General features: G+C 62.9%; 14 protein-coding genes. 8 read left to right on the top strand and 6 right to left on the bottom strand.

Translation table 11 applies throughout. The features are described from left to right. Nucleotides 1–29: 29 nt before the first annotated feature. Nucleotides 30–986, top strand: a complete 957-nt coding sequence (locus BM216_RS06890; RefSeq protein WP_092997077.1) for a hypothetical protein — start codon at nt 30–32, stop codon at nt 984–986. Further along, the gene (locus tag BM216_RS06885; protein WP_092997074.1) at nt 968–1,162 is read left to right on the top strand and encodes a hypothetical protein; all 195 of its coding nucleotides are present in this window, start codon (nt 968–970) and stop codon (nt 1,160–1,162) included. The genes BM216_RS06890 and BM216_RS06885 overlap by 19 nt, the downstream gene beginning before the upstream one ends. Before the next feature lie 11 nt (nt 1,163–1,173). Here the strand turns inward: BM216_RS06885 and BM216_RS06880 are convergent, their stop codons facing one another. Continuing rightward, nucleotides 1,174–1,509, bottom strand: a complete 336-nt coding sequence (locus tag BM216_RS06880) for a nucleoside triphosphate pyrophosphohydrolase family protein (protein WP_244530110.1) — start codon at nt 1,507–1,509, stop codon at nt 1,174–1,176. Nucleotides 1,510–1,702: 193 nt separating this feature from the next. Between BM216_RS06880 and BM216_RS06875 the strand changes: the two genes are divergently transcribed. Further along, the gene (locus BM216_RS06875) at nt 1,703–2,362 is read left to right on the top strand and encodes a DUF924 family protein (protein ID WP_092997071.1); all 660 of its coding nucleotides are present in this window, start codon (nt 1,703–1,705) and stop codon (nt 2,360–2,362) included. A 64-nt stretch (nt 2,363–2,426) separates the two neighbouring features. On the opposite strand, the gene BM216_RS06870 is transcribed toward BM216_RS06875, so the two are convergent. Together BM216_RS06870 and BM216_RS06865 are read right to left on the bottom strand one after the other, a co-directional pair. Beyond that, nucleotides 2,427–3,536, bottom strand: a complete 1,110-nt coding sequence (locus BM216_RS06870) for a DMP19 family protein (protein WP_092997068.1) — start codon at nt 3,534–3,536, stop codon at nt 2,427–2,429. Between the two features lie 83 nt (nt 3,537–3,619). After that, nucleotides 3,620–4,558, bottom strand: a complete 939-nt coding sequence (locus BM216_RS06865) for an AEC family transporter (protein WP_092997065.1) — start codon at nt 4,556–4,558, stop codon at nt 3,620–3,622. 114 nt (nt 4,559–4,672) lie between these two features. Here BM216_RS06865 and BM216_RS06860 point away from each other — a divergent pair, with 114 nt between their 5' ends. Then, nucleotides 4,673–5,533: a LysR family transcriptional regulator gene (locus BM216_RS06860; RefSeq protein ID WP_244530109.1), complete on the top strand. Its 861-nt coding sequence runs from the start codon at nt 4,673–4,675 to the stop codon at nt 5,531–5,533. Nucleotides 5,534–6,046: 513 nt separating this feature from the next. Continuing rightward, nucleotides 6,047–6,796, top strand: coding sequence for an SDR family oxidoreductase (locus BM216_RS06850; RefSeq protein ID WP_092997055.1), 750 nt, complete (start codon nt 6,047–6,049; stop codon nt 6,794–6,796). Between the two features lie 194 nt (nt 6,797–6,990). Here BM216_RS06850 and BM216_RS06845 read toward each other — a convergent pair whose 3' ends face one another. Both BM216_RS06845 and BM216_RS06840 read right to left on the bottom strand, forming a co-directional pair. Then, entirely contained in the window at nt 6,991–8,532 is a 1,542-nt protein-coding gene (locus tag BM216_RS06845; RefSeq protein WP_092997052.1) for a class I adenylate-forming enzyme family protein, read from the bottom strand. A 162-nt stretch (nt 8,533–8,694) separates the two neighbouring features. Next, nucleotides 8,695–9,426 carry a hypothetical protein gene (locus BM216_RS06840; protein WP_092997049.1) on the bottom strand — a complete coding sequence of 244 codons (732 nt, stop codon included), beginning with the start codon at nt 9,424–9,426 and terminating at the stop codon, nt 8,695–8,697. A gap of 240 nt (nt 9,427–9,666) precedes the next feature. On the opposite strand from BM216_RS06840, the gene BM216_RS06835 reads away from it, so the two are divergent. Then, nucleotides 9,667–10,593 (top strand): GGDEF domain-containing protein, encoded by a 927-nt coding sequence (locus tag BM216_RS06835; RefSeq protein ID WP_092998410.1) that lies wholly within the window; start codon nt 9,667–9,669, stop codon nt 10,591–10,593. 100 nt (nt 10,594–10,693) lie between these two features. On the opposite strand, the gene BM216_RS06830 is transcribed toward BM216_RS06835, so the two are convergent. After that, nucleotides 10,694–11,611: a LysR family transcriptional regulator gene (locus tag BM216_RS06830; RefSeq protein WP_177230725.1), complete on the bottom strand. Its 918-nt coding sequence runs from the start codon at nt 11,609–11,611 to the stop codon at nt 10,694–10,696. A gap of 179 nt (nt 11,612–11,790) precedes the next feature. Here BM216_RS06830 and BM216_RS06825 point away from each other — a divergent pair, with 179 nt between their 5' ends. Together BM216_RS06825 and BM216_RS06820 are read left to right on the top strand one after the other, a co-directional pair. Beyond that, nucleotides 11,791–12,531 carry an SDR family oxidoreductase gene (locus BM216_RS06825; protein ID WP_092997043.1) on the top strand — a complete coding sequence of 247 codons (741 nt, stop codon included), beginning with the start codon at nt 11,791–11,793 and terminating at the stop codon, nt 12,529–12,531. A gap of 234 nt (nt 12,532–12,765) precedes the next feature. Then, a partial coding sequence (locus BM216_RS06820; protein WP_143102739.1) for a transposase occupies nt 12,766–12,998 on the top strand: 233 nt, incomplete at its 3' end.

The following is a 12,998-nucleotide window of genomic DNA, read 5'->3' as shown; positions in this document are numbered from 1 at the left end:
TATTCATTCGACCGAAAGCCATTTTATTCATGGACGATACTTCCCTGGCCGCTGACAAGCCTCGGTGGACGCTTGCCGATTTCCTGAGTTCCCGTCCGTACTGGGCCCTGTTTTTCGCTTCGCTTCTCATGACGCTCGGTGGCCGGGGACTGGCAGGCCTGCTGCCGATGATCGCCGATGCGGCAGGCGGCGGTTATCAGGTCGCCGATCTTGGCTATCTCGTCGTCAGCGTCTGCTGGGTCTTCACCGTCTGCGTCGTCTTCGTGGTGGCCGCCCGGCGTCCGCGCTCGGCGCTTGTCTGGCCGCTCGCCGCCTGCGTCGCCACGGCGCTCCTTTTCCTGTCGGTGCCGACGCTGATGACGTCGGGCCTGCCGCTTCTGTTCGAACTGAGCTATGGCACCGCCTATGCGGTGTTTCCGCTTGGGCTGGCGATCCTGCTTTCGGGCGGTCGGGCGCGAAGGACCGACTTCGGCTGCGCACTCGTGCTTCTGGCGGCAACAACGCTGCCGGGCTATCTCGGTCAGGTCGGAGCATCCTGGCTCTTTGCCTATGTCGGCGCCGCAGCCGTCATCGTCGCCTTTCTCGTCCTGACCTTCGCCGCCATGATGCTCCTGCTCCTGGGGGGCGACCTCGGCTTCGACGGTGTGCCGGCGCAGCGCCACGACCCAATCTCGCCCAGGCAGCGTTCGCCTTTCGTGGTCGGCGTCGTCCTTGCTTCGCCACTGATCCTGTTGTTCCTGATCTCCGTCGGCATCTATCTCGCCAACCCCGGGATGTTCTCGGTCCCCGAAGTGCCGGCCGAGGTTTATCCCCTGTCTTTCCTGCTGCTTATCGTGGCGCTCGGCGCCTGCATCTATCTCGCCTACTGGCTCTATCGCATTCATGGGGAGCTTGCGGGCGAAGCCCCGTCGCAGCGCCTGCTGACGCCGCGCGTCGCCGCGCCGATCGGCATCCTCGTGCCTTTAGCTTGCCGGTGCTGGTCCTGACGCTGGGCGACGTGCTCAACGAGCGTGCGGCGGAGAGAGGCCGGCCTCGCCTGATTTCGATCGCCCGGCTTGCCATCTGGACGCTCATCCTGCCACCGATCGGGATCGCCATGCTCCAGAGCGCTGCAAACCGCAGCTATGCGATGAGTGCCGACGTGACCTCTGAGACGATCTGAATCGGGCGCGATCAGGCGTCGCCTGCCTCCGTATAGTGATCAAGGTGCCGCAGCCACTTGCGCTCGATTGCCGCCTCGATGTCGATCTCGTTGGCGCGCAGATAGAGCACGAACTGGCCGAACAGATCGGCCGCCTCGTTTTCCAGTGCCTCGCGGGTGCCGCCCGACCCGTCGCCATCGGGCGTTGCGCGACCGCCGATCAGCAGGTGCTCCGCGGTCAGTTCGCCCAGTTCCTCGGTCAGCTTCAGCAGGTACCAGTCCGGGCTGCGTTCGATATTGTGCGCCCTGGCATAGAGTTCGCCGACCTTGCCGATGCGTTCGCTCAATGCCTTGAAAGTCTCGCTCATGACCGGGGCCTCCGCTGCGCAGGTTTGTCTTGCGACGGGCCTAATCGGTCTTCGTGACAGCCGTTGCAGTGCCCGGTCACGGCAGGCCGGCCCGGATTGGTTTTTCATTTGTAACCTGTGCCGTCGCCCTGGTTTTTCCGCGTTGACGCGCGGGTCGCGCAGGCAGACCATCGGCTGCAGGTGGGACCCGACCATGACGAACTCTGTCGAAAAGCCGGAATGGCAGGATGTGCTGGATTTCTGGTTTCCCGAGCGGCTGAACCCGGATTTCGATGCGCAGGCGCATCGCGACTACTGGTTCTGGCGGATGCGCGGCGGGGCGGACGAGGCGATCATCGCCCGTTTCGCCGGGGAGACAGAGAAGGCCGCGCGCGGCGAACTCGACCATTGGGCCGAGGATCCCCATGGTCGGCTCGCCCTGATCATCGTTCTCGACCAGTTTCCGCGCTCGCTCTGGCGCGATACGCCGCGTGCCTTCGCCCAGGACGGGAAAGCGGCCGCGCTGGCGATGGAGGGCTTTTCGAACGGCCATTACGCGGCCCTGGAAACGCCCTGGTACAAGACGATGTGCCTCATTCCGCTCGGCCATTGCGAAGGTCCAGGTCACCTGGACAGGCTCGACCGGGCGATCGCGCTGGCACGGGAAATCCACGCCGAGGCGCCGGACTTCCTGCGCGACGCCTATGCGTTCGCGGCAGAACAGCCGGTCGAGGTGCTCAAGGTGATCACCGCATTCGGTCGCCATCCGCACCGCAACGCCGTGCTCGGCCGGGTTTCCACGCCGGAGGAGGAGGTCTATATCACCGCCGGCCGCTTCCCACACCTGCGCGAGCTGCCGGAGAAGCACGACTAGGTCCTTTTCTGTTGGCTCAAATGGAGTCGGATGGCCGGTCGATCAGGCACTCCGCAGGCAGCCTCTACCGCGGCAGGATGTTTTCCCGCTTGGCGAGCGCGATCAGCGCCGGCGTGATCTCGCCGTCATCGACATCGCCGGTCAGTTCCGAAAGCTTGTCGTCCCACTCTCCCCATCCCTCACCGCTGAAATAGAGCTGGCGGCGTTTCTCGGTGTCGGTCGGATAGGGCGGTTTGAACAGGTCGATGCCGCGCTGCACGGCGTCGGCATGTTTGGTCAGCCCGATCTCGCGAAGGGCGGACACCACCTCCGGGGCATAGTCGCCGGACGAATTGAAGAAGAACTGGTGGACGCTGCCGTTCAGCATCTCGGCATTGAAATAGTCGACGACATAGATTTCCTTGAATGCCTTCGGCAACCGGTTCATCGCGTCCTCGTCGAGTGCGCCGAGCTGCCCGGTCAGGTAGCCGAGCCGGCTGTCGTCGTCGACCTTGCCGCGTGCATCGGCAAGCCAGGTGACGAGCGAGGGCGTGCGGGTTAGGTAGGCGTCGATCGCGGTCCGCAATTCCGGCTTGGTGCCGAAGGTCTTGTCGAGCGCCGAGAAATCGGCTTCCGCATCCCTGGCCGCCAGTGCCTGTGTCGCCTTGAAGGCCTCCAGCTGCCGGGAAAGCCCGGCATCGGAGAGGGCCTTGGTCACCGCTCCGGCATTGAGCGACGGGTCCGTCTTGCGGCTCATCTCGTCGAGGCTCGCGAGAGTAGCATCGACATCCTTCGCGCTATGACCCTGTTCGAGCAGCATTTTCTTCACTTCGGCCGTCTGGGCGCGCTGATCGGCCACCGAGGTAAAGAAGTAGCGCAGCCCGTCCGGCCGCATCTCGTAATGAAGATAGGTAAGCCAGAACAGACTGCGGGTATCGGGTTCGAATGCATCGACCTTTGAAAGGACCTCGGTCTTGTCGTCGCCGTAGCGAAGCCGCATGATCAGCGGCAGGAACGTATCCTCGATGACGAAGATATCGGACATCACGGTCAACCGCTGCACCAGGGCAGCATCCGCGCCGCTCTTTTCCTCGGGCGCAGTCTGGGCAAAGGCCAAGCCGGTTGTTGCGGTCAGCATCGGCTGGGTCATCAGGCAGGCGGTCAGTCCGGTGCTGAGCAATGTGGCAAATTTCATGTCCGTCCCCCCGCATGGTGTGGATGAAATTGGCGGAGAGGGCAGGGAGGTCAAGCCTGCCGGTGACTGTAAAACGACCCTTCTCAGCCGCTCAGCGCCAGATAGATCGAGATCGTCGCGATGGACAGCACAGTCGAGGTGAGCACGACGCGGCCGGTGAGGCTGGCCTCCCTGTTGTAGAATTCCGCCAGCATGAAGGGGCCGGTGCCGGTGGGGAGCGCCGCCAGCAGCACCGCCGTGTGGGTGGCGACCGGCGAACGCCCGAGGATCGGCCCGGCAATGACCCAGGTTGCGGCCGGGTGGGCGACGAGTTTCAGCCCGACCAGGATGCCCGCCGTCGAAAGGCGCTCCCCCGCCTTGTCCGGCTGCGTGCCGGCGAGAAACAGGCCGAGCGCGATGAGCGCGCAAGGGGAGGCGGCACCGCCGAGCAGTTTCAGGAACGTATGCACCGGTGCCGGCAGATGCCAGCCGGAGACGAGCACCACGGCGCCGAGTGCCGGCGCGACCAGCAGCGGGTTCTTGGCCAGCGATAAGGCCGTCTTGAAGACGATGTCGCGGCGGCGCGTCTCCGATTGCAGCCCGCCCTCGATCAGGATGATGGCGATGGCAAAAAGCACGCAGACGGTGAGGATCGCCGCGATCAGCGTCGCGCCCATGCCGCTCTCGCCGATCAGGGCAAGCACCAGCGGAAAGCCGATGAAGCCGGTATTGGCATAGCTGGCATTCAGCCCGTCGATCGCCGCATCGGCGAGATGCCGGCCTTTCGCCATCCGCCAGGCGAGCGTGCCGGCGAATATGACGGCGCAGCCGAGTGCGAAGGCAAGCGTGAAGCGCGGCTGCCAGATATCCTCCACCTTCGCATTGGCCATGATATCGAACAGCAGCGCCGGCAGCGCGAGATAGACGACCAGCCGGTTGACCTCGCGAGTCGCGTTCGGCCCGAGTGCACCCGTCTCGCGGGCGATCCAGCCCGCGAGGATGAGCGCGAAGATCGGCAGCACGATGAGAAGATTGGTCAGCATGTCTTTGGCTCGGAGATTACGGTCTGGATTTGCCTATGCCAGTCGATCGATATAATCCAATGCCATATGAGACATCGATTGGTACTTTGAGGGTATTGAATGGACACGCGGCACATGCAGTATTTTCTCGCACTGGCCGAGACCCTGCATTTCGGCCGGGCGGCAGCGCGGATGAACATGAGCCAGCCGCCCTTCAGCCGGCAGATTGCCGCGATCGAAAAGTCGCTCGGTGTCAAACTCTTCGAGCGCAATTCCCGCAATGTCGCGCTCACCCCGGCGGGCAAGCATTTCCTCGAGGACTGCCGCCGCGTGCTGGCTGGTTTCGAGGCCGCCTGCCGCGACGTGCGCCTCGTCGCAAGCGGCATGAAGGGGGAGCTGCGGCTCGCCTTCATGATGCATGCCGCCCATGGCGTCGTGCCCTCGCTGGTGCGCCGTTATGCGAAGTCGCGCCCCGATATCCGGTTGATCCTCGAGGAGCGCATCCCGACCGATATCGACGAGCAGCTGATCGAGGGCAGGCTCGATGCGGCCGTCACCTTCGGCCTCGTCCATGCGCCGCATCTGCGCACGGCACTCCTTGCCCGCGACAGGCTGCAGCTGATCGCACCGGCGGGCCATCCCTTGGCGCGCCGTGATCGGGTCGGGCCTCGCGATCTGCAGGGAGAACGCTTGATCGCGGCACCCGCATCGGTCGCCCCGACGCTGCGCTCCGCGATCGGCATCTATTGCGCCACCGGCGGCACGGTGCCGGATTTCGTCTTCGAACCGCGCCTGCAGCACACGATCATCCGCCTCGTCGCCGAAGGCCTCGGCATCGGCCTCATTCCGCAATCGCTCTGCACGGATCTCGGCGATGGCATAATCTCGCGGCCGCTGGAAGACGCGCCCGAATTCGACGTCGTCCTCTGTGCGCCCGTTGCGGCAAAAAATCCGGCCGTCTCGCATCTGTTCGAGGTCGCCCAGGGGCGGGAGTGAACCAGGGGAACAGCCTGAAGAGCTCTGTTATCGGAGGGCGCTTACGGTGCGCCGGCTTCGTTATTTCTTGTTCTTCTCCTGATCGCGGTGCCACTTGATGGCGAAGAACATCCCTGTGCCCAGCACAAGAACCTTGAGCGGAAAGAAGACGATAGGGAACCAATCCCACATTTGAGCATGCCCGTGTCTGAACCGGCCCGGATTTTCCGGAGGCCACTTCGCTCGATGTTAGCGTCCACGAACGGTGCGTCCAGCGTGGCAAAATACCGCTCCTCAGCGCAAGCTTGCGGTCTGTTTCGGGTGGGCAAAGACCCCGCGACAACCAATCGCGGCGCGGCATCCGGCATCCGGCATCGTCCGAGTCTGGCGCGTGCCGGTAGTGCACCCTCAGTCGATAACCGCCTCAGACCATAGCCTGGATGACGGACGTTGCTGCGGCTTGGCAGGAAACGGGTGGCATCAGGCGCGCCAGTCTCTGTATCGCTTAGCCTCCAGCCAACGGAGGTCATCGGAATGGGTCTGCTCGAAAACAAGGTAGCCGTAATCACGGGTGCATCGTCAGGGATAGGCCGCGCCGCGGCGATGCTGTTCAGCGCCGAGGGTGCGCGGGTCGTGCTGAACGGGAGAAACAGCGCCGCGCTCGATGATGTCGTGGATAGCATTCGCGCCCATGGCGGACAGGCTGTTGCCGTTGCAGGCGATGTGGGGCTGGCGGAGACCCATGCCAGACTGGTAGCGCAGGCTCTGCACCATTTCGGGGCTCTGGACATTGCCTTTAACAATGCGGCGTCTGTCGGTCCCCTCAAGCCTCTGGCCGATGTCGAGCTGGCGGAGTGGCAGGCGACGATCGCAACAACGTTCACCTCTGCCTTCCTCGCAAGCCGCTATCAAATCCCCGCCATGGTTCAGCGAGGGGCCGGCACCATCATTTTCACGTCGAGCTTCGTCGGCACGAGCGTAGGACTTCCCGGCATGGCGGTTTATGCCGCCGCAAAGGCAGGCCTGATGGGTTTGGTGAAGGGGATCACGGCAGACTATGCGAGCAGGGGCATCAGGGCGAACGCCCTGCTGCCGGGCGGTGTGGATACACCCATGGCTGGCGATGACAGCCAGAAGGCATGGGCGGCGGGTCTGCATGCCGTGAAACGCATCGCCCAGCCCGAGGAGATCGCGAACGCGGCCCTCTTCCTCGCCAGTTCCATGTCGAGTTTCGTTAGGGGTTCAGCACTGTTTGCTGACGGTGGAAACTCCGCGGTCAAATAGGTCTAGTCCGCGGCGTTGGCTCCGGGCGGCAAACGAGCCTGTCTGCAAACGGCCGGACGCTGCCGGCGGTCATCGCGCCGAAACCCGCCCGCACCATTGCGCCGTCCGTCAGCGGCATGATTCCGCGTTTTCGCCTTCCGGCGGGACATTCCCGCTGTCGGCGCTCATGCGGATTGGACCGCAAGACGCGCGGCCTACTGCGCAAGAATCTCCGCAACCGCCTTCCGGTCGATCTTGGTCGATGCAGCGCGGGGGAGTTCGGTTGCAAGCAGCACCACCTCTGGCACCTTGTAGTCGGCGAGCGTCTGTCTGGCGGTGCCGATGATCACCGGGATCACCTCGTCTGTGACATCACCGACGAGCACCAGCAACGCGCCGACCTTTTGCCCCAGCACCGGGTCGGGGATGCCGGCGACAGTGGCATCGACGACGAAGGGGCAGGTGCGCAACACGTCCTCGACCTCGATCGGCGAGATGTTGGATCCGCCGCGAACGATGATGTCCTTCTTGCGGGCGATATATTCGAATTCGTCCCCGCCGGTCATGCGCACGATGTCGCCGGTCCTGAAGACGCCGCCCGGCAGGTGAGCGATCATTCCCGGCCCCTCCCAGTAACCGGGTGTGGTGGAGGCCGACCTCAGCCAGAGTTCGCCCGTCTCTCCGTCCGGCACGCTGTCGCCGGCATCATTGACCACCCGTGCCTCGACGCCGGCGGCCAGCCGTGAAAACGGCCCGACACGCGAGGCGGGTATGGTCGCACCGGGTTCTTCCGTCGATCCCCAAAGGCCGAGCGGGGGCAGGCCGAACTCTCTCTGAAACGACTGGGCGATCTCCGCCGGGCACGTGTCGCCCACCACGGTGCAGAGCTGCAGCGAGCTGACGTCGCGAGGCTCTTCCGCCTGGCGCTGTGTCAGGGCCGAATACATGAACGGCAGGCCGCCCAGGCCGGTGCAGCCATGCTGTTCGATGGCGTCGAGCACCAGGTCCGGCTCGAATTTCGGCAGGAGAACGAGCATGCAGCCCGGCGTCAGGCAGGTCGATGTCAGCGCGATCACGCCGGAAGCGTGCATCATCGGCGTCGCCAATGCGCGAACGCTGCCATTGACATAGCCCCGGGCTGGAGCGGCATTTCCCAGTGAAGCGAGCGTCCTGTGCGTCCAGACGACAAGCTTGCCCCGGCCGCTTGTCGTGCCCGATGTCGAAAGCAGGACGGCGGGCGTGTCCGGGTCGTGGGGACCGAAGATCTGCTCCGCCGGCGCGCTGTCGATCAGCTCGCGCCAGGTGCCTACAGCATCAGGCAGTGTGCCCACAGCATGGGGTGTTGTGCCCACCGAAAAGCGCCGCTCATCGGGCAGCAGGCCCTGCGGCACGCCGGCAAAACTCTCGTAGAGTTCCGCCTGTCCCAGATAGAGCGCGGGCGTCAGCCGCCCCACCCAGTGGGCCAGTTCCTCCGTCTTGAAGCGTATGTTGAGAGGAGCTGCGATCGCTCCGAGCCGAAGGCATGCAAGATAGGCGATGGCGGTTTCGGCGATATTGTACATGTGGATCGCCACCCGGTCGCCGGGCCGCACACCGCGGGATGCGAGTGCTGCGGCCAGACGCTGCGTCCCGTGCAGCAGGCTGCCTGCCGTCCATCGCGTGTCGCCGGCGATGAGGACGATCTCGTCCGGCGCCGCAATTGCCCGCTCGGAGAGTACCGAGAGCGGCGATGCCGTCACGCTTTCGTTTCCTGACATGGGTCTCACCTGGGGATGTTCCTGACTTTATTCCGACGACCGGCCCACCTGGAGAATTTCCGGGTGTCCGGCACGGTCCCGATAAATCACGGATCCCCGTTCTGGATGATGTCTGTGACGCGCCGAAGCGTTACCGCGGTAACCGGTGGCTTGCGCTTCTGCCTACCGATCCGACAACGAGGCGCGAGGCCGGAATATGACCGTCGCACCGACCGCTTCGAGCTGGCCCTGCAACCGGCGCAGGCGTATTCTCATTCCACTTCCGGCCTTGACCTCCGGTGCGGCGACGAGGGCCAGTGTTTCCTTCAGGGAGAGCCCGCAGGCCTTGCTGATTATCCCGACCGCCTTGAGTTTCTGCGGCCCTATATCCGTCACGATCAGATCGCCTTCCGCATAATCCTCAGGATCGTAGTCGCCGCCCGAGGGCGATAGGTCCTCCTCCGCTACGGATCGCTGCCGCTCTTCGATAACCTCGCGCCAGAATGTGTCGGCAAGACCCGGCTCGGCGGCGATGATGTTTTCGAAGCGGCGAGGATCATCCTCCGCTTTTGCCAAAGCCGCGAGCGTGCGGGTGAACGCAGCAAGGCTTGGCGCTATGGCCATGGCGTCCCAGCGTCCGGCGCCATGCGGTGCCGTATAGACCGGATAGCCGCTCCCGCGCTCGGTCTCGTCGATGAAGATCGGATCATCCAGTCCGGTCATCGCGATGACGTACCACCCGGGTTGCCACGCTCCGTCCGCGCTGGAAACCAGGCTTTCTCCGCTATGCCCGTGTGTTCGGAAGCCGGTCTGAAAGCCGTCCAGTTGCTCTGGCTCAGGGTAGTGCATCGGCAGAAGCAGGTCGCCCGGGACAATCCGGCTCGCGATGAATTCTCGGATGCTGTCATCCCACATGATGCCGGCACGTCCTCATACGATATTTCTGTCGGGGTAACCTAGCCTTCGACGGTTCGGTCTTGCAATGATCGCGGGGCTGCCGGAGGTCGCTCGACTGCGATCCTGTCCCTGATCGATCCCGCATCATCTCTTAGGCTTGAAACAATTCCTCTAACATATCCTTCACAACTCATGCTTACATGCCCACACAAGGAAATCCTTCCTGAGGACATGAAGCCCTTGGACGATAGTGAAGCGATGCTGCAGGCTGCCCGCCTGATGGAGATGGCGGGCGTCCTGGTCGGTGTATACGACCAGGAGGACAGGCTCCGTTATGCCAACCGCGCCTTTCGCGCGGCATGGTTCGTCGATGAGGGCGAGCAGCCGCTCTGGCCCGACCTGATGCGGCGCAACCATCGCGAAAGTCGCGGTACCGTGGTCAAGGCCAAGGATTTCGAGGCCTGGCTCGCGTCGACGATCGCAAGGCGCGGCAAGGCCGGTTTTCGCGCCTTCGAGACCGATCTCCATGACGGCCGCTGGCTGTGGATGACCGAGACCATGCAGGCGGACGGCTGGATGCTGTGCGTGGCAAGCGACATCACCTCGATCCGCTCCGACGAGCGCACGCTCAGGCAGGACCGCGACGACGCGATAAGAGCCTCGCAGACCGACGAGTTGACCGGCATTCCGAGCCGCCGCTTCGCCATGGCCACGCTCCACGAGTTCCTGGAGGCCGGATCGTCGCAATGGGGCGCGCTCGGCTGCATCGCCGTGCTCGACATCGACAATTTCAAATATATCAACGACCGCTTCGGCCATTCGGTGGGCGACGCGGTGCTGAAGGATTTTGCCGCCACGCTGCAGCGGCATGTCCGCAAGACCGATGTGCTCGGCCGTGTAGGCGGCGAGGAATTCATCCTCGTCCTGCCCCATACCGCGCCGGAGGAGGCCGAGGCCGTGCTCGGCCGCATGCTGGACGCCGTCAGGCTGTCGCGGCCGGTGCCGGACCAGGCGAGCTTCCGCTACACGTTTTCCGCCGGCATTACCTGCGGCGAGAGCGGCGACAAGGCCGACGACCTCTACCGCCGCGCCGACCTTGCCCTCTACGCCGCCAAGATGCGCGGCCGCGACCAGATCAGCCTCGACCCGACGATCCGGCTCGGGCCGGTGGACATGACGGGGTGAGGGGAAGGCCACGAGCCCTGTCGGGTGGCAGGCTGCCTCACGGCAGATTTGCGCCAAGAGGAGACGTTCGGACGCCGCTCGTTCTTCGTTGCCAGTCAAGTCATCGGCCCAGTCCCGCTCCCTCCCGCGCCATCCTTTTTGCGGTGTCGATAAACGCCCGGAGTTTGGGCTGGCTCTGCATGGATGCCGGAAAATAGAGGAAAATGCTGTCGTCGGTCGCAATTTGACCTTCGAACATGATTTCCAATTCTCCCCGCTCGACCTCTTCCGCGACTTCATGGTCGAAAGCAAAAACGAGACCGAGGCCGCGTTTTGCTAGGCGCACAGCCGCCGAATGATTATCGACCACGATCTTCGGCGGCATCCGTACGCGAACGGTTTTGCCGTTCTGGTAGAATTCCCATGTGTAAATCGTTTTGGAACCTGGAAAGCGAAACAGAATCGCGTCGTGCTGTTGCAGGTCCTCAATGCACGCAGGTCTTCCGGCCTTGCTTAGATACTCTTGGCTCGCAACAACAACCCATCGCGCTCGGGGCAGTAATCGGACCGCAATCATGTCCTTGTCAATTGCTTTGCCGAGCCGAACGCCCGCGTCATACCCTTCGGCGATCAGATCGACGAATGCATCATTGACTGAGAGATCGATAGCGACATTCGGATAGTCCGCGACAAAGCGCGCAATGACCGGCTCGATCGCAAAACCCACGACAGCGTGAGGAACCGTCAGCCGCAAAGTTCCGCTCGGGGTGGACTGGGAGGCGGTAAAATCTCGGATCGCATCCTCGATCTCTAACGCAGCTCGATCGAGGCGTTGGAATAAGGCATTCCCGGCCTCGGTGAGCTGCACGCTCCGGGTTGTTCGCTGGAACAGCTTGGCCTGATAGCGCGCCTCGAGCATCTGGATCGCTTTGCTTGCCGCGCCCGGACTAGTGTTTAAGGCCTCTGCGGCGGCAGTAAATCCGCCGCGACGCCCAACCGCGAGGAAATACGCGAGGCCATCAAACAAATCACGTTCCATTTTACCATTCCCAAAGCCGAGCGGCGCCATCCATTATTAACTCTGAATTGAAAGCCTATAGGCGTTTGGGTCGTTTTTCTCAAGAATGGGGCGTCGTAATTTCCAGCTTCGGGCTGCGGATGGATTTTCGTCTCGCGGTCCCGGACACCCAATTATTTTCAACGAGGCAAAATCTGCGCATGGAATCCAATAACAATACCATTCTCATCACGGGTGGCGGGTCTGGCATCGGCCAGGCACTCGCGCACCGCCTGCACGACTTGGGCAACCACGTCATCATCGCCGGTCGCCGGCTCGATGCACTGGCACGTGCCGCCGAAGGTCGCAGTCGCATAACAGCGATCCAGGTCGATCTCGACGATGCGACGAGTATCGAAGCGTTCGCACATCGCTTGACTATTGATCACCCGACATTGAACGTGCTCATCAACAACGCGGGCATCATGCGCTTCGAAGCGCTGGAACATCGGCGCGACCTAGCCGATGCCGAAGCGACGGTCACGACGAATTTGCTTGGCCCGATCCGACTTACGAATGCCTTGGTCGATCACCTTCTGACGCAGCCAAGCGCTTCGATCGTCAATGTAACCTCCGGCCTCGCCTTCGTGCCTCTTGTCGTCTCGCCAACCTACAATGCATCAAAAGCCGCGATCCACAGCTACACGGTGTCTCTGCGTGAGGCCCTCAAAGGAAGGATCGATGTCATCGAAGTCATTCCCCCACAGGTCAAAACGGGCTTGACGCCCGGTCAGGAGCAGCGAGAGGGCGTGCCGCTGGGTGATTTTGCCGACGACGTTGTCATGCAACTCTGCAGTGAGCCGACCAGACCCGAGATCACGGTCCAGTATTCGCAGTATGCACGCCGCGCAGAAGCGGACGGCCGGTTCGATGAAGTCTTCGCCATGATTAATGGCGGCTGATGTCGAGCACTATTCGCCTGCTGGCTTCGGCTTTGACTTAATGCACACCGACAGACACCGCCTATCGGCAGCGTCTGTATTCAGGGAGGCGAAGTGAACGATCAAGACGCATTGCTGCCTTGCCTATGTTCGGCCGGAATGACAGCTTCGGGCCGATACTGTTGAAAAACTCGGCGTTGTCGGTGCTGCGTTGTCATGATTCAATCGCCGCATTGATTTGCGGAGGATTGAGCGATGATGGGATGTCAGGCGGCTCCGGCGCAGCTCTTCTACGATTTCTGTATCGATGACCACGTCCCCGCCGAACACCTGCTGCGCGGGATTGACCGCCATCTCGAACTGGACAGCGTTCGAGCGCAGTTGAAGCCTTTTTACAGCACCACAGGTCGCCCCTCGATTGATCCAGAACTGATGATGCGGATGCTGATCATCGGCTATTCCATGGGTATCCGCTCGGAGCGGCGGCT

It is taken from the genome of Rhizobium sp. NFR07 (genome assembly GCF_900111905.1).
Taxonomy (GTDB): Bacteria; Pseudomonadota; Alphaproteobacteria; order Rhizobiales; family Rhizobiaceae; genus Neorhizobium.
The sequence above is the reverse complement of the archived record's forward strand: the minus strand, read 5'-3'. Positions and strand labels throughout refer to the sequence as shown.